Raw genomic sequence first — 22,317 nt, 5'->3', positions numbered from 1 at the left:
TGGGAGCGCGGCGGAGACCATGGGCACGATCGGTGCAACTTTGATCCGGGCCGGGAGGCGGTTTCTCTCGTCGCTGCCGGCGCTGTTCGGCGTGCTGGTCTTCACCTTCCTCCTGATGCGGGTGTTGCCAGGCGATCCCGCCGTGTTCTTTGCCTCCGGTCCCAGTGCCGGCAAGGAGGAGATCGAGATCGTCCGCAAGCAGCTCGGGCTGGACCGGTCGTTGCCGGAGCAGCTCGGCATCTATCTCTACGATGTCGGCCGCGGCAATCTCGGTCGATCCATGATGACGGGGCAGCCGGTCGCCAAGGATCTGCGGCAGCGGCTGCCGGCCTCGCTCGAGCTCACGCTGACTGCGCTCGTGATCGCGCTGGTCGCGGCGGTGCCGCTCGGCGTGCTGGCCGCGCTGCGGCCGAACTCGCTGATCGATCACGGCGTACGGCTGTTCTGCTCGCTCGGTGTCTGCGTGCCGACCTTCGTCTCCGGACTGCTGCTGATCTATGTGTTCTACTATCTGCTGGGCCTTGCCCCCGATCCGACGGGACGGCTCGACATCTTCGCCTCGGTGCCGCCGGCGCGCACCGGCTTCCTGATGGTGGATTTCCTGCTCGCGGGTGACTTCGAGGGCTGGTGGGCCGCGGCACGTCAGTTGATGCTGCCGGCCTTCACGATGGCGCTGTTCGTGATCGCGCCGCTCGCCCGCATCACCCGCGCCTCGATGCTGGTGTCGCTCGGCAGCGATTTCGTGCGTACCGCGCGCTCGATCGGCCTGTCGCGCTGGCAGATCGTGGTGACCTATGCGCTGCGGAATGCAATCCTGCCCGTGATCACCATCGCCGGCATCGTGTTCTCGACCATGCTCGGTGCCAATGTGCTGGTCGAGAAAGTGTTCTCCTGGCCGGGCGTTGCGTCCTACGCGCTCGATGCGCTGTTGGTCTCCGACTATGCGCCGGTGCAGGGCTTTGTGCTATTGATGGCCAGCATCTTCGTCGTGGTCAATCTCCTGGTCGATGTGCTCTACGGCATCGCCGATCCCAGGGCGACGGTCGCATGAGCCTGACAGAAACATCGTCGGGGCTCCGTCACGCCGTGTGGGTGCTGCGCGGCAATCTCGTCACCGCGACCGCCGCCGCCGGGGCGATATTGCTGGCGCTGATCGCGATCTTCGGCCCCATGCTGGTGCCCTATGATCCCGTCGCTTCGGACGTGCCACGCGCGCTGCAGCCGCCGAGCGCACTACACTGGGCCGGCACCGACCAACTCGGCCGCGATGTCTTCAGCCGATTGATCGTCGCCACGCGGCTCGATCTCGCCATTGCCGTGACGGCCGTCAGTGTGTCCTTCGTGATCGGCGCGGTGATCGGCTCGCTCTGCGGCTATGTCGGCGGCAAGCTCGATCGTGCGATCGGCCGGTTCGTCGACGTGCTGATGGCCTTTCCGCTGTTCGTGCTCGCCATGGCCATGGTCGCCGCGCTCGGCAATCGGGTCGAAAATATCGTCATCGCGACCGCGATCATCAATCTGCCGTTCTACATCCGCTTCGCTCGCGCGGAGGTAAACGTCCGCCGCAATCTCGGTTGGGTCGAGGCGGCGCGTGCCTGCGGCGACGGGCATGTCTCCGTCGTGCTGCGCTTCTTGCTACCCAACGTGCTGCCGGCGATGGCAGTGCAGATGTCGCTCAATCTCGGCTGGGCGATCCTCAATGCCGCGGGCCTCTCCTTCATCGGCCTGGGCGTCAAGCCGCCGACGCCGGAGTGGGGCATCATGGTCGCCGAGGGCGCGCGCTTCATCTCGACGGGCCGCTGGTGGCTGGTGTCGTTTCCGGGTCTGGCCCTGATGCTGGCCGTGCTCTGCTTCAATCTTCTCGGCGACGGGTTGCGCGATATCCTCGATCCGCGCATGCGCACATGATGTCGCCACTGCTCGAAATCGATAATCTCGGCGTGACGTTCTCGACCCGACGCGGGCTCGTCGAGGCGCTGCGGGGCGTCTCGCTGTCGCTGCAGTCGGGTGAAATGCTCGGCCTCGTCGGCGAGAGCGGGTCCGGTAAATCCGTGACCGGATTCGCGGTCACGGGCCTGCTCGACAAGGCGGGCCGCATCACGGCCGGTCGTGTCAAGTTCAAGGGCCAGGATATCACGCGCGCGTCGGGGGCGGAGCTCCGCAACTTGCACGGCGCCAACATGGCGATGATCTTCCAGAATCCGCGCGCCGCGCTCAATCCGATCCGTCCCGTCGGTGCCCAGATCTCCGATGCCATCCTTTCGCATCGGCGGCTCTCGAAACAGGAGGCGCGGGCCGAGGCGCTGAAGCTGTTGCACGCGGTGCAGATCCGCGATCCGGAGCGACGGCTGGACGCCTATCCGCACGAGCTCTCCGGCGGCATGTGCCAGCGCGTGATGATCGCGATCGCGATTTCCTGCAATCCATCGCTTCTGATTGCCGACGAGCCGACCACCGGCCTCGATGTTACGACACAGAAGGTGGTAATGGACCTTTTGGCGCGCGTCGTCGCCGAGCGCGGCATGACGACAATCCTCATTACCCACGACCTTGGTCTCGCGGCACACTATTGCCGACGCGTGGTGGTGATGGAGCAGGGGCGGCTCGTGGAAGAGGGCGCGCCACAGACATTGTTTCGGGCGCCGCAGCACGCCTACACCAAGCGACTAGTTGCGTCATCGCCGACCGCGACATCGCGTGTCGGCGACCTCGTGCCGGCTGACGAAGCTCTGTCGGTTGTCGAGGTGAAGGAGCGGCCGACGCCCGCGCCGGGCACACCGCCGCTGCTCGACGTCCAGCACATCGTCAAGCGTTTTGACGATGGCGCCGCCGCAGTGGCGGATTTCTCGATGACCATGGCGGCCGGCGAGAGCGTCGGCCTGGTCGGTGAGTCCGGCTCCGGCAAGAGCACCACCGCGCGCATGATCTGCCGGCTGATCGATCCGAGCGAGGGCGATATCCTGTTCGACGGCTATTCGATCGCAAAGTTGCCGGCGCGCGATTTTCATCGCTCGTCGCTGCGCAAGGAGATCCAGATCGTCTTTCAGGATCCGCATGAGAGCCTCAATCCGCGCTTTACAGCGTTCGACTGCATTGCCCATCCGCTGCTGCGGCTCACCGGCCTGCGCCCCGGCGACGCGCTGCGTTCCCGGGTCGAGGAGTGCGCCGACCGCGTCGGTCTGCCGCGAGAGATGTTGTCACGCTTCCCGCATCAATTGTCGGGTGGCCAGAAGGCACGTATCGGCATTGCCCGCGCCATTGCGTGCCGGCCGCGTTTGCTGGTGCTCGATGAACCCACTGCGGCGCTCGATGTCTCGGTGCAGGCCGTGGTGCTGCAGCTGCTCGACCGGCTTCGGCGCGAGGACAATCTCGCCTTCCTGTTCGTTAGTCACGACCTCAACGTGGTGCGCATGATGTGCAGCCGTACTATCGTGCTGCGCGCCGGCGGCATCGTCGAGCAGGGCGAGAGCCTCGCTCTGTTTACCAATCCGCAGACTGATTACACGCGCGAACTGATCGAAGCTATTCCACACATTGATTCGCCTGCTTCGCTTCTGCCCGCCTGATTTCGTGATCTCGTGTTTCGTTGATGGGCCGGCGCTCACCCGACCGGGACACGCATCGATGGTACGCGGTTCCCTGAGGTCGCCCGCTTCGATCAGGCTCTCCGACCGAGTTCGCAACACGATTAGTCTCCGGCTACTTTCCGGCTCCTGTAGTCAAGCCGCTGACGATGTAGCGCTCAAGGAAAATGCCGACCAGGACGAGCGGTGCGATCGCCGCCGTCGACAGCGCCGCCATCGACCACCAATTGATGCCTTGCGAGCCGGTCTGGCTCGCCACCATAACGGGGAGCGTCTTCGCATCGGTGCTCGTGAGCAGCGCCGCGAAGAAATATTCGTTCCAGCACAGCACCAGCGAGAGAATGAATGCGGCCATCATTCCGGGGACAGCGAGCGGCAGAATGATCCGCAGAAAGGCACCCCAGGTCGACAGGCCGTCCACGAAGGCGGCTTCGTCGAGCTCGATCGGAATCGCATTGAACTGATCGCGCATGATCCAGATGACGATCGGAAGCACGGTCAGCGTGTAGAGCAAGACAAGGCCAAGTCGCGTGTCGAGCAGGGCCAATGCCTTGTAGAGCACGAGGAACGGCAGCGCGAGCACGACCGGCGGCAGGATCAGCTGGGACATGAAGAAGAACAGGATGTCATCGTTGCGCATCCAGGCGAACTTGTAGCGGAAGCGGCTCAGGCCGTAGGCCGCCAGAGATCCAAGGATCAGTGCCAGCAAGGATGCGCCGACCGAGGTGATGATGCTGTTGACGAAGCGATTCGCGAATTCGGAGCGTGCCGTCGAGGTTCCGAACAGTGTATCTGGCGACAGGCCGAGCGAGCGCCATCCCTTCCAGTCCGGCTGAAAATCGACCCAGGGAACCAAGTGGGCTTGTGTCACATCGACCGCCGATTTGAACGACGTCGTGACGGTCCAGTAGATCGGGAACAGGCAGATAATCGTCCAGAACAGGAGTGCTGCGTAGATCAGTACGCGGCTTAGCGTCCGCTTTGCGCGGGGGGCCGCCGGACGCCTCTGAACGGGCTTCAATGCCAAGGTCGATCTAGTCAATCGAGAAACTCCGTTTGAAGCGCTAGACGACCTTCTGCGTCCAGCGCTTGGACAGGCGCAACAGGACGGTCAGGAGCACGATGATCATAAGCAGGTAAACCATAGCGAGCGCTGTGCCGTATCCGACGTTCGAGCGGTCGCGGTAGACGCGGTAGATGAAGCTCGACACCGTGTCGGTTGCGCCTCCCGGCCCGCCAGCGGTGACGTTGATCACGAGGTCGGCGAGCTTCAGCTTGAAGATGATGCGGATAATGAGGACGGTGATGCTCACCGGCAGCATGATCGGAAACGTGACGTGCCAGAACGACTGCCAGCCATTCGCGCCGTCGACTTTGGCCGCCTCCTGCACCTCCTTCGGCATCGCCTGCAGGCCTGCGAGAAGGATGATCATGATGAAAGGGATCGACACCCACGCGTCCATCGCCTGGATGCTGAAGCGCGCCATCCACGGCGAGGCGAAGAAGGCCGGGTTGTCCCAGCCGAGATAGCGCGCCAGCGTCGCCGCCGGTCCGAAGCGATATTCCATCAGCGACTTGCCGATCATCCAGCTCACGGCGACGGGGCTGAGCATCATCGGCAGCAGGAAGACCACGCGGAAGAATTTTCGCGCACGGATCTCGGCGCTGAGCAAGAGCGCCAGTCCGAACGCGATCGCGTATTCGCCAAGCACTGCGGCGGTGTAAAAGACCATGTTGCCGAGCGCATTCCAGTAATAGGTGTCGTTCAGCATGCCCCTGACGTTGTCGAAGCCGCTGAAGCGCGGCCCTTCGATCGAGCTCAGATTCCAGTCGAGAGAGGCGATATAGATCCCGAAGATCGTCGGGAAGATCACGACGGCGACGGTGAAGAACACCGCCGGCAGCAGGAACAGCGCGCGCTGGCCACGTTCGCCGCGGGTCAGAACTTGTCCGATGCCAAACGCAACGGCCCAGACGAGATAGGCGATGAGGATCGGCCGCCAATCGGAAAATCCGGCAGTCGGCGTGCCGGTCGTATGCAAGATCTGAATGAAGAGGACAAGCAGGAAGCCGAGAGACGCCAGCAGGACGAGCGCCCGGCCGGCGATCTTCCTGCTGCCGCGTGCGCGCTTCGCCGCGGGCTGGTGGTGCAGGTCGTCGCTCACGGGTACGGAATTCTGCATCGAGATGAGCCGCATTCTGTGCCGGCTCTGTCGCCGGGCAAGTCTTCGGCTGGCGCCGGATGCGCCAGCCGAAGGGGATGGCTTCGCGCAAGCGCCACTATACGCCGAGCGAGGCCTTGTAGAGCCCGATCTGCCGCTCGCGGCCGATCTGGTCGGTCAGCTTCTCCCAGGCGGCGGCGATGTTGTTCGCGCCGGTTTGCGCGTCAACCTTGCCGGCGAAGATCTTGGTGAGCTCGTCTTCCGCGATACTGTAGTACTGGAAAATGCCGGGGATGCGCGGCTCCACGGCGCGGTTTGGATGATTGTAGGAGGCGAGCTGCGAGTTCAGGTAGGAGGTGATGTATTTGCGGTCATAGCCCGCCGCTACCCATTCGTCGTATTGGAAGTGGCTGGTGCGGTGAGCCTGGAAGCCCGAAGGATACATCACCATCCAAAGCGACAGATCCTTGCCGCCGAGATGCGCGGCCGCGCTCCACGCCGCCTTATGCTTCTTCTCGTCGCCATTGACCCGCGCCATGACGTAAACGCCCCAGCCGAGATAGGCGCAGTTCGGCGCATGGTTCGGGCCGCTCGAGAGCTTGTCCCACTTTCCGGTCTTGGAGTTGTAGACATCGTCCGAGCCCGGCAGGATGTCGAAGGCGACGACGTCGCCGATGACGGAGGTGTCGCTCGCCTTCGCGACTTGGCCGATGTCGCCCCACCAGGGGATCATCGAGCCGATGCCGGCGAGGAACTGCTGGAAGCCGGTCGTGTTCGGATCGGCGTTGAGCTGATCGGCAGGTTCGAACGGCAGCGCGTCAATCACGTCTTGGATGGCGCGGACCCAGGCCGGATTGTTGATGCGCGGCTTCATCGTGTCGATGTCGAACAGCCAAGCCTTGTCGTCGGGATGCTTGGCATAGGCCGAGGCGCGGCTGCCGAGGAAATAGAAGCCGAACCCGCCCCAAGGCTTTGGTGCGTCGAGATAGCCGAACGCATTCTGGTTCTTGATCTTCTTGCCCTTGAGGAATTTCGTCACTGCCTGCACCTGCTGCCAGGTTTTTGGCACGCCCCAGTCGGTCGAATTTCCAGCGTCCTTCCAGGCCTTGGCAAGGGTTGGGTCGGAGAAGATGTCGGTGCGGTAGTTGAAGTTGTGGCAGTCGCCGTCGATGGTGACCCGATAAGTCTTGCCGTTCCAAGTTCCAACCGGCGGCTTCAGGTAATCGACATAATCGTCAACATCTATCTGCTTCTTGACCCAGTCCGGCATCTCCGACGCCAGTCCCTTGCCACAGACGTCGCCCTCGAACGGCGCTCCCATCTCGAGGATGTCGAAGTCGACCGTGCCGGTCGCGATCGCCTGTTGCAGGCGTGGGTTGTAGTCGGCCTGCGCCAGATCAATCCAGGATATTCTTGCGCCCGTATAGGCCTCCCACGGCTTCAGGAAGCCGCGGAACAACAGATTATGCAGATTCTGATTGTTCAGTCCCATGAAGGAGAGTTCGACACCTTTGAACTCGCCCTCCTTGATGCTGGCCTTGGTCGGGCCAAGGCAGAGCTCACCGACCTTTTGCCAGTCGGCGTCGGTCGGAGCGCCCTTGCCGACGCCTGGAATTTTCGTGATCTCGGCGCGCAGATTGGCTTGCGCGAATGCAAGCTCGGAGAAGGCGCCAAGCGCGCCGCTCGTGCCAAGTGCGGCGGCTCCGGCCGCGCTCTTGAGCACCGTGCGCCTGCTGGGGTGCATTGCGGGATGCTGATCATGCTCTTGCTGCTTCACCACGAAATCCTCCCGTTTTTTGACGTTGCTTATGTCAAAGTCTTGGTCAGGTCAGATTGGGCTGCCGAAGCACCGTAGAGAAGTGACGCTCGCGGAAGTTCATGTCGCGGCGGCGGTGCGGGAAGCCGCGTCGAGTATGCAACGGCACCGATCAATGTCAACGAATCCGCGCAAAGCGGACGCGGTCGACCGCATGCGATGCAAACGATGCTGTCGATCTTGCGCTGCAGTAGCCTATCATGTGTGAGCTGGCTCCGGCGAAGGATGTCGCGTCGCCGTCACATTTGCGCCGAATGCGTCGCGCGGCCCGTGCTGCCGCCAATGCCTTGGCGCGACTTAAGGCGCATCAGGCGCGATCACGCCCTTCTTGAAGATAAAGCAGCCATAGAAGCGCCGTTCGCCGGTCTGGACCACGCAGTAGGACTTTTTCGCAAGCTCGTAGAAGGCAAACCGCTCGATCGACGCCAGGGGAAGCGAGCGGCCTTCGGCGGCGTCGATCTCCTTCTGCACCTCGGCTTGCACGTCCGGGATTTCGTTCGGCTGCCCAACGATCTCCATGCGCAACGCCGGCTTGTCGACAAAGGAATCGAGCGGTAGCACCGACAGGATCGCGCGCGCGGCGCGGCCCGCGCTGACGTTATCAATGCGGAGTAGCTTTCCGAGGGCGGTCTGGCGGGCGACGGAGTCGGCCGGGAAATTCGTATCGCAGAGCACGAGGTCGTCGCCATGCCCCATGGACCGCAGCGCATAAAGCACATCAGCATTCAGAACAGGATCGATCGACTTCAGCATAGCGCGCCTCCCTTGAAATGTTCAGGCCTCTCTGATCGGCCCAATATCCGACGTCTCCGCGCTGTCGTCCATATCGACCGCTCGGCATGGCCTTCAATGCCGACCAGATCGCGCTGTTACGAGCCAAGCAAGGAGCTGACGCGCAGTGTGATGGCCATCGCCTCATCGCTGTTTGTCCCTGCCTCGGGTTGCCGGACTTGCCCGACCACGACGTGTGCACCGGGAGACCAAGAAAAATCTAGTGATAGCGAGCTTGAGCAGTCGAGGCTCGACGCGATCGAATTGACGGGCAGTGCAGCCGTCAGCGACCGAGAAGCTGATCTCGTTTGTCGGCATGGTGAGCGGACCCGCGTTGGTGTCGTTCAGCGTAACGGAAAAGAATGTGATCTCGGGGGGAGTCGCTGGACCCCGGCTCCAAACGGCAAATGGTCCCCCAGCTCGAGCTCAAGGAGTTCCAGAATCTCGCCCCCAGCTTGATTATCGTTGCTCGGTACCGCGCCTAATAGAGATGCCGGGGACCGTACGGCTTTCGCTGCACTCCGACTGGAAAGCGGCTCGTGCCCGTGGAGGAGCCGTCCACAGCATCAAGAGCGGACCTCCGAGCTCCCCGTGCGGACCGGATTTTCTTGGTTTGGTTTGCAGGTGACGGGAAGCGCGACCCGCGCGGGCTTGTCCGCGCTCCTCATCCGCGAGACACTCTGTCGCAGAACCATTCGTTTTGCCGGAGGACTAACCTCTAGGCGGAAATCTACCGTTCGCAATGTCGAACGGCGTGCAGCGGGGTGATTCTGCGCCGCGTCGGTTGCAAGAGCCGTGGGCGTGGCCGCCCCTTCTGCTGATCCGTCCAAGAGCATGAGAGCTGACTGCCGAAATTCTGACCGCTAGTCACGGAGGATGCCATGACGGAGATCCGGCTGGCCTCGCTGCAGGGCGGGGCGATTACGCTTGAAAGCGATGCAATTGCTGCCCTTCGCCAAACCTTGCGAGGCAACGTCTGTCTGCCCGAGGAGCCGGGCTATGACGAAGCGCGCACGATCTGGAATGCGATGATCGACCGCCACCCAGGCGCGGTCGTGCGCTGCAGAGGGACCGCAGACATCATTCGTGCCGTACGGCTTGCGCGTGAGCACGGCCTCTTGGTCGCTGTGCGCGGCGGCGGCCATAACATCGCGGGCAACGCTGTTTGTGACGGCGGGCTCCTGATCGATCTTTCGCTGATGCGCTCCGTCCGGGTTGATCCATTTCACCGCACCGCGCGCGTGGACCCGGGGGCAACGCTTGGCGACTTCGACAAGGAGGCGCAAGCTTTCGGCCTTGCTACCCCGCTCGGGATCAACTCGACGACCGGCGTTGCGGGATTGACGCTGGGCGGCGGCTTCGGGTGGCTTAGCCGCAAGTTCGGGCTTGCCGTCGACAACCTGATCTCGGCCGACGTGGTGACGGCCGAAGGCGAGCTCGTCCGGGCAAACATCGCCGAGAAGACCGACCTGTTCTGGGCGCTGCGCGGAGGCGGAGCCAATTTCGGGGTGGTGAGTTCGTTCGAGTTCCGCCTGCATCCTGTTGGTCCGATGGTTCTGGCCGGACTCATCGTCCATCCGTTTGCGCGGGCGAAGGAGCTGCTGACGGGCTATCGCGACGTCGCCGCCAAGGCGCCCGACGAACTGACGGTGTGGGTGGTGCTCAGGCAGGCACCGCCGCTGCCGTTCTTGCCCGCTGAGGTTCACGGCAAGGAGATCGTCGCGTTCGCCGTCTGCTGTGCGGGAGATGAGAACGAGGGCAAGCGTGCATTGGAGCCGTTGCGCGCGCTCGGAGAGCCGATCGCAGACGTGGTCGGCATGCAGCCCTTCGCGGCTTGGCAGACCGCGTTTGACCCACTTCTCGCGCCCGGCGCCTATAATTACTGGAAGTCGCACAATTTCGTTGAACTCAACGACGGTCTTCTCGATACGCTGGTGAGCCATACGACAAGCCTGCCGACCGGGGAGTGCGAGATTTTCATCGGTCAGCTTGGTGGCGCCACCAGTCGCGTGGCCGTCGACGCCACGGCGTTCCCTCACCGCGATGCGAAGTTTGTCATGAACGTTCACACGCGATGGCGCGATCCGGCGGATGAGCAACGTTCGGTCGCCTGGGCGCGCAGGCTCTTTGCTGAGACTGCGCCTCACGCAACCGGCGGCGTCTACGTCAACTTCATGCCGGAGGACGAGACCGATCGCGTAGCCGGCGCCTACGGCCCGAACTACGCTCGTCTTGCCGCGCTGAAGGCCAAGTACGATCCCAGCAACCTGTTCCGGCTAAACCAGAACGTCAGGCCGGCAGCTGCACAGCGACCGGCCGCCTGACAAGAGGAGGAGGGGATCCGTAATCGAGGGGGCTACGGAGACGAAGTTGGACATCGGAGAATGGCTGCGCAGCCTGGGCCTGCAATCCTATGAGCAGACGTTCCGCGACAACGGAATTGACCTTGAGATCCTGCCCCACCTGACGGTTGAAGATCTCAAGGAGATTGGAGTCCTGGCTGTCGGCCACCGGCGGAAGCTCCTCGATGCAATCGACCTGCTACCAGCGGACCTGGCGGCGGCGCGGCCCTCCGCGTCGGTGGAGCGCCGTCAGCTCACGCTCATGTTCGTCGACCTCGTCGGCTCGACCGACCTCAGCCGCCGTCTCGATCCCGAGGAGTTGCGCGAGGTCATGCGGGCCTACTCGAACACGGTGGCGGGAGAGATTGCGCGACTGGAGGGCCACGTCGCGAAGTTTCTGGGAGACGGCGTGCAGGCCTATTTCGGCTGGCCGCGCGCAAGCGAAGATGCGGCAGAGCAAGCTGTCCGGGCGGGACTTGCGGTCGCAACAGCGGTCAGCGGCATGTCGTCAGGTGCAGGAGGCCTGCTGGCAGCACGCGTCGGCATCGCCACCGGGCTTGTCGTGGTGGGTGATCTGCTCGGGGAAGGTGCTGCGAAGGAGGAAGCAATCACTGGGGAAACGCCTAATCTCGCGGCCCGTCTGCAACAGGTTGCGGAGCCCGGTACGGTCGTTATCGCCGACAGCACGCGCCGCCTGGTCGGCGATCTCTTCGACTTTATTGAGCTCGGTTCCCTTCGGCTCAAGGGCTTTCCCGATCCGGTGCAAGCTTGGCGGGTCATCGGCGAAGGCCGGGCAGAGAGTAGGTTCGAGGCTTTGCATGGAGCCCACGTCACGCCACTCGTGGGGCGCAGCGAGGAGCTCGATTTGACGCTGTCACGGTGGCAGCTTGCCAAAGGAGGGGCTGGACAGGTCGTCTTGATTTTTGGCGAGCCAGGAATCGGAAAATCACGATTGGTGCTCGCGCTGCGAGAACGGCTGCAGGCCGAACAAATCACGCTCGTTAGCTACGCCTGCTCGCCGCATCACCTGAACAGTCCGCTCTTTCCCTTCATCTCGCAGCTCGAGCGGGAGGCGCGGTTCGCACCTGAGGACGCCGCGGAAACACGGCTCAAGCGGCTCGAATTACTCCTCGGCGAAAATGGTGAAGGGCTGTCTAGCGATGCAATCCAGCTTATTGCCGATCTGCTCGGCATTCCAACTGAGAGGCCGAGCACCCAGCCGGAGATGTCGCCGCAGCAAAGGAAGGCGCTCCTGTTCCGCACCTTTCTGGCCCGACTCGATCGACTTGCCGCTCGCGGCCCGGTGCTGATGGCGCTTGAAGATGCGCACTGGCTCGATCCCACTTCGCGCGAGCTGTTCGACCAGATCGTGGATCGTCTTCAGGACCTGCCAGTGCTGGTCGTGGCCACGTTCCGCCCGGAACTCCCGCCACCATGGATCGGGTTTCCGCACGTCACGTTGCTCATGCTAAACCGCCTGCCACAGGCGCAGGTGGTTGCACTTGTCGACCGGATCACCGAAGGCAAAGCGCTTCCCGCCGAGGTCCTCGACCAGATTCTGGCGCGGACCGAGGGTGTGCCGCTCTTTACCGAGGAGCTCACGAAGGCCGTTCTTGAAGCCGGGATCCTCCGCTACACCGGCGCTCGCTACGTGCTCGCCGGCGCATTCCCGTCCTTGGCGATCCCGGCGACGCTGCACGATTCGTTGATGGCGCGGCTTGACCGTCTTGCTCCGGTCAAGGAGGTCGCCCAGATCGGAGCCTGTATCGGCCGTGAGTTCGATCACGAATTGCTTGCTGCGGTCGTGTCGATGCCAGACGGGGAGCTTGCCGCGGCGCTTGACCGCTTGGTAGCGGCAGAGCTCGTTTTCCGGCGCGGCCTCGCGCCTGCCGCGACCTATGTCTTCAAGCACGCCCTGGTGCGCGATGCCGCCTACGAAAGCCTGCTCAAGCGGCGCCGCCAGGAGCTGCACGCGCGGATTGCCACATCGATCGAAGCGCTCTTTCCGCAACTTGTCGAAGCACAGCCGGAGCTGGTCGCTCGTCACTTTGGCGAGGCGGGATTGGCCGAGAAGGCCATTCCATACTGGCTGAGGGCCGGCCGCCTCGCAGCCGCCCGATCGGCGAATATGGAGGCAATTGCCCATCTGAGATCGGGGCTCGAGTGCGCCCAAGCACTTCCTCCTGGAGCATCACGCTCGCGCTTCGAGCTTGCCCTGCAGCTTGGGCTTGGCGGCCCGCTGATTGCAACAAAAGGATTTGCTTCGCGCGAGGCAGAAGCGGCGTTCCAGCGCGCACAGGAGCTCAGCCGCGAGCTGCAGAGCGAGGCTGATCTCTCCGCCGCGTTGAAGGGGCTCGGCCACGTCTACCACGTGCGCGCCAACCTGCGCGAGGTCACAAGCCTCGTCGAGGAGACGGAGGCGCTAGCGAAACGAAGCGGTGATCCCGTGCGTCAAGCCGAAGCCGATCATCTTGCGGGAGTGCTCTCATTCCACCTCGGCCAGTTTCAATTCTCGCGCGACCGGTTCGAGAGAAGCGCACAAGCCGGCGAATACCGCGGCCGCTATTATTCCGAGGTCTACGGAATTGATATGAGCGTATTCTGCCGCGCCTACATGAGCCATTGCGATTGGCATCTCGGCTATCCCGTTCGTAGCCTTGGGATTGCTGAGAAAGGGCTCGCCGTCGCGCGTGAGATTTCACATCCATTCAGCATCGCGCTCGCGCTCAACTATCTGGCGATGCTATATCAATTCCGGCAAGAGCCCGATGCCGCACTGAAAGCCGCTGAAGAGTCACGCGACATCTGCACCGAGTACCGCTTCGACTACTATGGCGCATGGGCCAGCCTCGTTCGCGCCTGGGCGATCGCTGAATCCGGCAGGCTTGAGGAAGGTCTTGCGGACTTTGATGCGGGGCTTGAGGATTTCCGACGTACAAGTGCGGGGCTACGTATTCCGCACCATCTTGGCTTGCTCGCGGCGCTTCATCGCAAGGCTGGAAACGCCATGGCCGGGCTTCGGGTCATCGACGAAGCGGTGGCAATTGCGGACGCCAGTCTCGAGAGCTGGTGCGCCGTCGAACTTCACCGGGAGCGCGGTGAACTGCTGTTGCTGGCAGCCGAGGAGGAGGCCGAAAATCAAGCGGACGCGGAGTTCCAGGCCGCGAGTGAAATTGCCGCTGTCCAGGGTGCAAGGCTGCCCGAGCTTCGCGCAAGCGTTGCGCGCGCCAGACTCCAGGCGGCACGCGGCATGCGGCGAGAGGCGCGCGACGCTCTTGTGCCGATCTACAGCTGGTTCAGCGAGGGCTTGGAAACACGCGATCTCGTGGAAGCGCGCAAGTTGCTGGCAGAGCTGTGACGAAGTTGCCGCAATAGCGCCCCATCTCCCCGTCCGCTAGCGCGCCGCGCCATCGTTCTGCGATGCGGTGATCAGTTCGGTAAGGGTTGTGCGCTGACCTGGGTTGAGCAGCAATCGGGGAAGATTTCATCCCCCGGCTGTCGCTCGGCGAGATGACAAAACGGGCTTTCCGCATGGCCTGGAGCCGGACCGGCCCGCCCAGGCAGATGCCGGGCAACCTTCCGCGCTTAATGAGCGCTTAACGCTTTTGCGCAACAGATAGATCACCAGCGCGGAATTAGTCCTAGTTACGATTGCGAGCCGAGCTCCCGAGGAGGGGAATCGGATGGGACTGCTTTTTGTTGGAGTGCTGGCAGGAATTCTGGTCGGCTTTGGCTGGTTCGCGCCGTCCCGAGGATATTTCCTTGGGTGTGCGGCGCGACCCTGTTTCGACACGGTTGCAGTCGCCCGACCCGCAGAGCCAACGCCGGCGGCATTGGCGCCAACTCCTGCGATTGTCAAATCGAATTCTGCAACCTCGGCAAAGTCCGGCAAGAGGCCATCCCCGAAGAGACGCGGATCGGCCGATCTCGCCAAGGCTGCTGCCCCGCGCACGAGGATCAGCGACCCGGCGCCCGAACGCCCGGCGGCAAGGTCAGATACTGTCCTGGACAGGGCAAAGGTCACGATCGCATCGAAGATGGACGATCCAGGATCGGCCGAGTTCAGCGATATGAAGCGCGCAATGCGATTGAACATGTTTGGGCGCGCTGTGGATACGATTTGCGGTCGTGTGAAAGGAAGACGCGCGTCAGGCGACGAGACTGGAGAGAAACCGTTTCTGTATCTCGTGAAGGAGGATGAAGCATACGTCGTCGACGGCAAGTCGGGGTCGGCGGCGTCAACCGCGTATCGAAATATCTGCAATTGAGGGGATGCGTCGACCGCGCCACGGTGCGGCACGCGTCCATGTGATTTGAGCGGAAAGAATTTCCACCCGGGCGTCAGACTATCCCGCAGTGGATGCGATCCTAATGTTGGCACTGCGCGTGACGATGTATTCAGGATGAATGCCGCAACGGGAATACACAGCACGGATCGTGGGACTGTGGCAGAGATTCTTTTCATTCCGAGGAAATCATGGATGACCTAACCAACTTCTCAAAACGGCTCAATGGATCGCTTCACTTGCCGGTTCTGGTGATCATCGAGCCCCTTCTATTGCCTCGCACATGCATTCTGAACGTCTTCAGGCGGGAATTGGCCGAATTCGAGATCCTTGACATGGCAACGGTCCAAAGCTTGGACAGCGCGTCAGCTCGCGATGTTCGTCTGGTGTTGCTGAGTATCGCGGACAAGCCTATCGGCGATCCCTCGGTTGAGGACGATCTCGCCTTCGTCGCGGAGTGCTGTCCCAACGCGGCCATTGCAATCCTGTCAAACCATGACGACGAGCCGACCGCGCAGGCCGCGATGCAGCGGGGTGTGCGCGGTTTTCTCCCCACCTCGCTGCCAATAGAGGTCGTCATCGCCGGCCTGCGCCTTGTTCTTGTCGGAGGCTGCTACAGGCCGTTACCCATCGCTGGAATAAACAGGATACCGGGTTTCGAGCCACCGGATGCGCGTCGGTTCGCGTCCGCATATCTGACGAACGAAGCAGCCAGGGCGGCTATCGACAGGAGCTTGACCGATTTCACGCCTCGAGAGCAGCAGGTTCTGGCGGAACTGGAGCTCGGCCTGCCCAACAAGCTGATCGCCGCCAAAATGAACCTCTCGGAGAGCACCGTTAAAATGCACATTCAGCATATCATGAGGAAATGTGCCGCTCACAATCGCACGGAAGCGGTCCTCCGCTGGCGCGGCCGGTTGCCCGCGCAGAGTCGCGATCACGATCCGGGCGCAGCCTCAACGCCGGAGACCTAGTCACGGGGAGCTGAATCAATCCTCCCTGAATGCACCGCGGAAGCTGTCGAGCAGGGGGCTCAGCGCGTAAAGTGCAACGGTGCCGCGCCCCGTGGTGATGAACACTTGAACGGGCATACCGGGAACGATCTGGATGCCATTTGCAGCCATCTGTGCGTCGTCGATCCGAATCCTGGTCGCGTAGTATGGCTGGTCGGTACGCTTGTCGAGGAGCCGGTCCGCGGATACGTGCACGACGGTTCCCTTCAGGCGCGGCACGCGACGCTGATTATACGGTACGAGATGCACCTCGGCATTGAGGCCGGGATGCACCACGTCGATGTCCTCCGGCCGCAGGCGGGCGGTCACGATGAGGCGGTCTTGCCGGGGCACCAGGTCCATGAGCGGAGCGCCAGCCCCGATGACGCCGCCGGTCGTATGAATCCGCAGGTCAGTTATCACGCCGTCCTCGGGCGCCTTGACCTCCGTTCGGGTTAGTTGGTCCCTGGCCGCAAGCAACCGTTCGCGGAGTTGGAATATCTGGTTCTGTGCTTCGCGAAGCGATTGTGCGATCTCGTTCTGCCTTTCGCTCTCGAGCTTGAACAAATTTGCCTGCGACTCGTTGATGACCTGCTCGGCGCGGGAAATCTGCGCCGCGATCTCACCACGACGTCCCTCAACATCGGCCAGTTCACGCTGCAGATTCAGAAGCCGTGGCCGCCGTTCGAGTCCCTTGTTGACGAGGGTCGTGACCATATCGAGTTCTTCCCGGACGATGTCGCTTCGCTGCCCGGTGGCGCTCTCCTGAGCCTTGAGACCTTCGATCTCCTTCTCGACCTGATGCCTCCGCTCGCGAATGACCGCAAGCTGCGACTCGTGAACCTGCCGGCGTGCCTGGAAAATGAACTGCTGCGCCGACAGCGCAGCGGCCGCTGCCCCATTCTGTTGGCTGTCCTGGTCCAGCGTGCTCGGGACTGCGATCCTCTCAAATCTCTGCTGCTCGGCCTGAAGCCGCGCGGCACGAGCAATTGCATCCCACAACTGGCCTTGCAGACTTTGCACCTCCGAATCGGCGCGGGTGTCGTCCAGCGTGATCAACGCTTGTCCGCTTCGCACGACATCGCCGTCCGAAACCAGGATCCTCCTGACGATACCGCCTTCCAGATGCTGAATTGTCTTGCGGTTCGATTCCGATTCCACGACGCCGGACGCGATTGCGGCGCTCTCAAGTGGCGCGAAGCTCGCCCATGTGCCAAGCCCTAGCATGAAGCCGAGCACCAGCAGATTGCCCGCGAGGGTGATCCCGCGAAGCCTGGCGCGCGGAGAGACCGGTGTGGGGGTCGAGCACCATGGAAATTCGAGAGGCTCGAAATCGTCGATTGCGGTGACAACGTCTCCAAGTCGCCCGGCGAGCGGGGGGCGTACGGGTGTTCGCGTGATCTGGTCCCAGATCATGGGAAGTTGCGAGACCGCGGGAAGCTTCCAGCTTGTGGGAAAATGCCAGGTCATGGCGCAACTTGCGACGTAACCTGGGGCCGAGCCAAGTGCCGTTCAAAGATTTCCTCGCTGTCGCCGAACGCGACGACCGCACCGTCTTCCATGATGGCGATCTTGTCCGTGGCTGCGAGGAGACCCATCCGGTGAGTGACGACGACCAGGACGACATTTTCGCGCTTCATGCGCTCGATGGCATCCAGCAGCATTCGCTCGCCCCCGTAGTCGAGGCTGGCGTTCGGCTCGTCTAGAACAACGAGGCGCGGACTGCCGAAAAAGGCTCGGGCCAGACCGAGGCGCTGCCGATATCCGCGCGAGAATGATTTTTCACTGTGAACCACCGTGTCGTACCCGAGCGGTAGGCGCATGATCGCCTCATGGATTCCGACGAGCTTGGCCGCATCGACGACCTTCCGCCGATCGACAGCATCAAGCCGCGCGATGATGTCGTTTATGGTGTCGCCGAGCAGATTGATGTCCTGGGGCAGATATCCCAGATGTTGGCCGCTTCGTTGCTCGCGAAGCAGCGAGACGTCGGTATTATCGAGGCGGACACCGCCATGCGTTGGCATCGACAGCCCGGCGATCACTTGGCCAAGCAGGGACTTGCCAGAACCGGACGGACCGATAATGCCAAGGCACTCTCCGGGCGCGAGGCTGAACGAGACATCTTTCAGCAGAAAGTGGTCGGGCCCCGGTAGCTTTACACCAACGTTATCGACGAGGAGACCGCTCCGCGCTTGTTGCGGCGAGATCTCCGTATCCTGCTGCTCGGTGGCGGGGAATGCGGCGAGAAGAGCGCCGAGCCGCTGACAGGCACTCACGGCCGTAACGAGTGATTTCCAGCCTGCGATTGCACTCTCGACTGGCGCGAGCGCCCGGCTGAACATCAGCGTAGAGGCAAAGATGATCGCCGGACTTTTCCCGTGATCAAGGACGAGCCACGCGGCTGCTCCCATGATCAGGACTTGCGAGAGCGCGCGGACCGGTTTGGTGGCAAGCATCACGATCTCGCCTCGGCGCAGTGCCTCGTCGTGCTCTCTGCGGGCGTCCTGCGCGTCGTGGTAGATCGCTCGCGCTGCACTATCGAACATTCCCATGGCGCGGATCATGTGGACGTTGCCGGCGGCAGCCTGAAGGCGGCCGTAGCTTCTGGACAGCGCAGCGCTGGATTTGAGCAGAACGTTCTCGGTCACCAGATCTCCGACAACCGTGAGAGCGAACAGGAAGGCCACGCAGCAGGCGCCCACCACGCCAAGCAGGGGATGGATCAGAAAGAGGACCAGGAGGAACAGGGGCGCCCAGAGCGCGTCGAACAGCATCGGACATGCGCCGGATTCCACGAACTGGCGCAGGATCGTGAGATCCCGATATGCGTCCGAGGCCCGCGTCCAATCGCTGCGAAGCGCGGATTCGAGGCTGGCCGAAAGTACGCAAGCACGAAGCCGATCGTCGAGCCAGGAACCAAGCCGGCCCAGGACAGCACGCCGCAATGCATCGAACACGCCGCCGACCACGACCGTGATCGCGACAATGAGCGTGAGCAGAAGCAGTGTGTCGCCGCTCCGGCTCGACAAAACCCTGTCGTAGATCTGAAGAAGGTAGATGGAGGGCGCAAACAGAAGCAAATTGTAGCTGCAACTATATGCGAATACGAGACCAAGCGGTCCCGCACAGGACCAGAGGGCCGCGTGCAGCGGCGTACGGATTGGCGGCAGGATGGGCAATCGAATGGGCGGCACCAGCATGATCGTCACCGCCTGAAATCGAGGTCCGGCGCACTTGCCCGACGGCCAATGCAATCTGGCAACGGCATCACGGGGGTATTGACGTGAAATCCAGGACCGGCGGCAGTGGCCGCCGGTCCCGCCAGTCGGACGAGTCGCTGGTCAGAGCGTATCGAGATGGAAGGTCACTCCTCCACCCCACGCGAAGTTGCCGTCTCCACCATCGCCGCCGATGCCAGCCACGACTTCCTGGTGCTGGTCCACAATGAGCTTGTTGATCTGGGTGGCATCCGTATTGGCGTATACCTTGGAGGTATCGTGGCCGCTGTAGGATTTCTGGCTTCCATTCGACTGGGCGTCTCCGCCATGGGCCTTGGAAAACCATGAGGCCTTGGTGTTTGCGCCCCCGGCGTCCCAATCCGCCGTCTGTTTGACGTGATCACCGGTGTTCACATGCACATCGGCACCGTCGGCTTTGTTGGTTGGATCGAAGTTGAGAGTCGGCTTGCTGATGATGGCTCCCTTGAAAGTACCGTCGCCGCCATTTCCGGCACTTTGACCACCGGTGTTGATCGATTTGAAGTCGATCGTATCCGTGATGTTGATTGCCTTTGGCATCATTTGAGGCCTCCGTCGTTCTGTTGGCTGTCGTGCAACATCCATCCCGATCAGGCGGACGCGCGCGGCAAGTCTGATCCGCCCGTGCGCGAGTGCGATAGATGTCAAATCGGATACAATCCGGCTTTGTCGGCCTACGTACGAAAGTACGCCGTTCGTCAGGCGGGGGTGCCTCTACGCGGGGCTTTGCAGGCGAGGAGTAGCAACTGCACGTGCCGCCATGCGATCGATCATGCAAGCGGTACGAAGTGTCGCTATGCCACCAGGTGAAGGTCTGACAAGAGATGCGCGGCATCGTCAGCTAGCGCAAGATTGCCATAGCCGCCGTCCCCGCCAACTCCGGCGATCTGAACCGCACTCTGGTCGATGTGCACGTTGTTGACCTGATCGGCCACAGCCGTCGAATGTGGACCTGCGATGGCTATATTAATGGGCGCATAGATCGCGACGCTGACATCGATCAGACTGCCGGCAAAATAGCCGTTGCCGCCATTGCCTGCGCTGTTCGAGCCGGTCGCGATCGTGTCGGAGCCGCCCCACAGATTATGGGAGAGAAGGTTTGCGTTGCCGCCCGCTGCGGCGTTGTCGTTGCCGCCGTGTCCGCCAATGCCGGCGATCTGAACCGCGGATTGATCCACGGAAACATCATTTGTCTGGACCGCGTAAGCGCTGGAGCCATAGCCAGCGATCGCGATGTTGATCGGATTATACAGCACGAACGAGGTATGGACGAGCTCCCCGTAAAACGCGCCGTCCCCGCCATTGCCGGCCTGGCTCCCGCCGGTTTGAACGTCCCAGGCGCTCACTTCGTTGCTTGATCCCCAGCTAGGGTCGAGCGTGAGGATGCTACCGCCGGCGGCCACATTGCCATGTCCGCCATTTCCGCCGACGCCCGCGATCTGCGTGACCGATTGATCGATGTCGACCGTGTTCGATTGACTCGCATGAGCTGAGCCGCCCGAGCTCGCCAACGCAATGTTGATCGGATGATAGATCACCACGGGAGCGTCCACCAACGCACCGGAGAAATAGCCGCTGCCGCCGTTACCGGCACTGTTGTCGCCGCTGGCGATCACATTCGTCCAAGAGGAAGTACTGACGCTCCCTCCCGATGCAATATTTTCACTGCCGCCATGTCCGCCGACGCCGGCGATCTGAAAAGCGGATTGATCGACGTTCAAATTGTTGGACTGGTTGGCCAGGGCGACCGAGCCGTATCCTGAACTCACCGAGATGTTGATCGGCTCATAGATCAGCAAAGACGCGTGAACGATGCCGCCGTAGAAGTAGCCGTCTCCGCCGTTCCCAGCCGGGTTCGTTCCGCTCTCGACCGTGGCGGCGCCCATCCCGAAATGGTATGCGCCGCAAGCCGACTCGGTGGCCGAAGGATTCTGGCCCGCCGCAGTGTGGTGGCCGAAGTGACCCACCGATGTGGTGAGATGTTCGAATTGAATTGGGCCAGAGTCATGGGACAGGGCATGAGCGCTCGCGGGATGCGCTCCATGGCTCGCAAACGGGCTTGGACCATGGACTTTGACGCCACTGTCGATCAGGTGCGGGGCACGCGGTGCCGGACCGGAGTCGTCGTCACAATCGTAGCCATGGTGGCGATGGGAGGCGTGATGCAGCCGGATTCCATCCGACACTCGTGAAAAATCCATTGTAACCTCCCTCATCACAATCGCTCCGCGCAATCGGAGGGGCTCTGCACTCCGGACGGAATGTCATCCTGGGAAGATCGAAAGCCCAGTCGTCAGTTCGGATATAGCGCTTCGGGTGGTAGCCGTAACATCGGCTACATCCGTTCGAGTGAGGCTACAGCCTTTGTAACTTTTGCGCCGGCCGATGCTGGAAAGTACGATCTGGGGAGGGGCTGCTCTTGGCGCGCAGAGCCGACTAAGTTTGATATCGAGCGGACGGGTAGCAATTCGATCTAAGTAGCTAGCGATCGCATCGTCGAGCGGTACGATTTGATGCGTGTCGCGCCCGAGGCACTTCGCCTCGAGACAACGATAGCCGGCGTTCTGTTGCCGAGCGCAAAGGAGAGTTGGCCGACTCGCTGAAAGCTGAGCATGCGTGCAATCCAGGCCTGACAGGCCAAGCCATCCGCATCCTTGCGCGTGTCTCGTAAACGCGGTGCTTCGGGGGGACGATGTTCTTGGCTTTTGCGGCATCTTTCGCCGCGATGATCGCAGCGACTGTACCGGCAGCCGGTCAGAAACGTATGGACCGGGCGCCTCCGATACTGAGGTCAAAATCGGCAATACGATGCCATACTCAGGTCCAGCGTCTTCCTACAGCAGCATCGGCAGGCTATGGCTGCATATTTCGACAAGATTTAATGCGGAGGGGTGGTCAACGGACGCAGGATCATCTTTATCCGAATTGAAATTAGAGTTCCGAAAACGTTAATTGCACTGCAGCTAACACTCAGGATTAAGTTTACATAACCAAAAATATCATTCATGAACTTGGCATAAGTATGATAGCATCACCCTGAGTCATTTTCCGAATCCCGGCGTATATGTTATTTGACGCTGGTCAGGTCACCCCCCTGGCCAAGC

General features: G+C 62.1%; 15 protein-coding genes. 7 read left to right on the top strand and 8 right to left on the bottom strand.

Features of this window, described 5'->3' with window-relative positions:
- Positions 1-19 precede the first annotated feature (19 nt).
- The 3 genes from ACNJX8_RS25895 to nikE are packed head-to-tail and all read left to right on the top strand — an operon-like array spanning position 20 to position 3,566.
- Positions 20-1,051, top strand: a complete 1,032-nt coding sequence (locus ACNJX8_RS25895; protein ID WP_439357200.1) for an ABC transporter permease — start codon at positions 20-22, stop codon at positions 1,049-1,051.
- On the top strand, positions 1,048-1,908 hold the full coding sequence (locus ACNJX8_RS25890; protein ID WP_128934626.1) for an ABC transporter permease: 861 nt from the start codon (positions 1,048-1,050) through the stop codon (positions 1,906-1,908). Before ACNJX8_RS25895 ends, ACNJX8_RS25890 begins: the two co-directional genes overlap by 4 nt.
- Complete coding sequence (gene nikE, locus ACNJX8_RS25885) at positions 1,905-3,566, top strand: nickel ABC transporter ATP-binding protein NikE (protein WP_439357199.1); 1,662 nt, start codon at positions 1,905-1,907, stop codon at positions 3,564-3,566. The genes ACNJX8_RS25890 and nikE overlap by 4 nt, the downstream gene beginning before the upstream one ends.
- Before the next feature lie 133 nt (positions 3,567-3,699).
- Here the strand turns inward: nikE and ACNJX8_RS25880 are convergent, their stop codons facing one another.
- The 4 genes from ACNJX8_RS25880 to ACNJX8_RS25865 form a co-directional block, all read right to left on the bottom strand.
- Complete coding sequence (locus tag ACNJX8_RS25880; RefSeq protein WP_245508637.1) at positions 3,700-4,605, bottom strand: carbohydrate ABC transporter permease; 906 nt, start codon at positions 4,603-4,605, stop codon at positions 3,700-3,702.
- Positions 4,606-4,648: 43 nt separating this feature from the next.
- A complete protein-coding gene (locus ACNJX8_RS25875; protein ID WP_245473182.1) occupies positions 4,649-5,749 on the bottom strand; it encodes a carbohydrate ABC transporter permease in 1,101 nt (366 codons plus the stop codon).
- A gap of 115 nt (positions 5,750-5,864) precedes the next feature.
- Entirely contained in the window at positions 5,865-7,490 is a 1,626-nt protein-coding gene (locus tag ACNJX8_RS25870; protein WP_128945612.1) for an extracellular solute-binding protein, read from the bottom strand.
- A 369-nt stretch (positions 7,491-7,859) separates the two neighbouring features.
- Positions 7,860-8,315: an RbsD/FucU family protein gene (locus ACNJX8_RS25865; protein ID WP_439357198.1), complete on the bottom strand. Its 456-nt coding sequence runs from the start codon at positions 8,313-8,315 to the stop codon at positions 7,860-7,862.
- 899 nt (positions 8,316-9,214) lie between these two features.
- On the opposite strand from ACNJX8_RS25865, the gene ACNJX8_RS25860 reads away from it, so the two are divergent.
- The 4 genes from ACNJX8_RS25860 to ACNJX8_RS25845 all read left to right on the top strand — a co-directional run bounded on the left by ACNJX8_RS25860 (position 9,215) and on the right by ACNJX8_RS25845 (position 15,935).
- A complete protein-coding gene (locus tag ACNJX8_RS25860) occupies positions 9,215-10,657 on the top strand; it encodes an FAD-binding oxidoreductase (protein WP_439357197.1) in 1,443 nt (480 codons plus the stop codon).
- A gap of 46 nt (positions 10,658-10,703) precedes the next feature.
- Positions 10,704-14,033 (top strand): AAA family ATPase, encoded by a 3,330-nt coding sequence (locus ACNJX8_RS25855; RefSeq protein ID WP_439357196.1) that lies wholly within the window; start codon positions 10,704-10,706, stop codon positions 14,031-14,033.
- 325 nt (positions 14,034-14,358) lie between these two features.
- Positions 14,359-14,943 carry a hypothetical protein gene (locus tag ACNJX8_RS25850; RefSeq protein WP_439357195.1) on the top strand — a complete coding sequence of 195 codons (585 nt, stop codon included), beginning with the start codon at positions 14,359-14,361 and terminating at the stop codon, positions 14,941-14,943.
- Between the two features lie 209 nt (positions 14,944-15,152).
- A complete protein-coding gene (locus tag ACNJX8_RS25845) occupies positions 15,153-15,935 on the top strand; it encodes a LuxR family transcriptional regulator (protein ID WP_249760906.1) in 783 nt (260 codons plus the stop codon).
- A gap of 15 nt (positions 15,936-15,950) precedes the next feature.
- Here ACNJX8_RS25845 and ACNJX8_RS25840 read toward each other — a convergent pair whose 3' ends face one another.
- From ACNJX8_RS25840 to ACNJX8_RS25825, 4 genes are all read right to left on the bottom strand, one after another.
- Positions 15,951-17,423, bottom strand: coding sequence for an HlyD family type I secretion periplasmic adaptor subunit (locus ACNJX8_RS25840; RefSeq protein ID WP_439357194.1), 1,473 nt, complete (start codon positions 17,421-17,423; stop codon positions 15,951-15,953).
- Positions 17,420-19,156: a type I secretion system permease/ATPase gene (locus tag ACNJX8_RS25835; protein ID WP_249761763.1), complete on the bottom strand. Its 1,737-nt coding sequence runs from the start codon at positions 19,154-19,156 to the stop codon at positions 17,420-17,422. Before ACNJX8_RS25835 ends, ACNJX8_RS25840 begins: the two co-directional genes overlap by 4 nt.
- 141 nt (positions 19,157-19,297) lie before the next feature.
- The gene (locus tag ACNJX8_RS25830; protein WP_249760908.1) at positions 19,298-19,756 is read right to left on the bottom strand and encodes a hypothetical protein; all 459 of its coding nucleotides are present in this window, start codon (positions 19,754-19,756) and stop codon (positions 19,298-19,300) included.
- A 251-nt stretch (positions 19,757-20,007) separates the two neighbouring features.
- Complete coding sequence (locus ACNJX8_RS25825) at positions 20,008-21,414, bottom strand: hypothetical protein (RefSeq protein WP_439357193.1); 1,407 nt, start codon at positions 21,412-21,414, stop codon at positions 20,008-20,010.
- Positions 21,415-22,317: the final 903 nt, after the last annotated feature.

The sequence above is a fragment of the Bradyrhizobium sp. SPXBL-04 genome, from assembly GCF_051853035.1.
In the GTDB taxonomy this organism is placed as follows: Bacteria; Pseudomonadota; Alphaproteobacteria; order Rhizobiales; family Xanthobacteraceae; genus Bradyrhizobium; species Bradyrhizobium zhanjiangense.
This window is presented reverse-complemented; position numbering and strand designations above follow the sequence as displayed.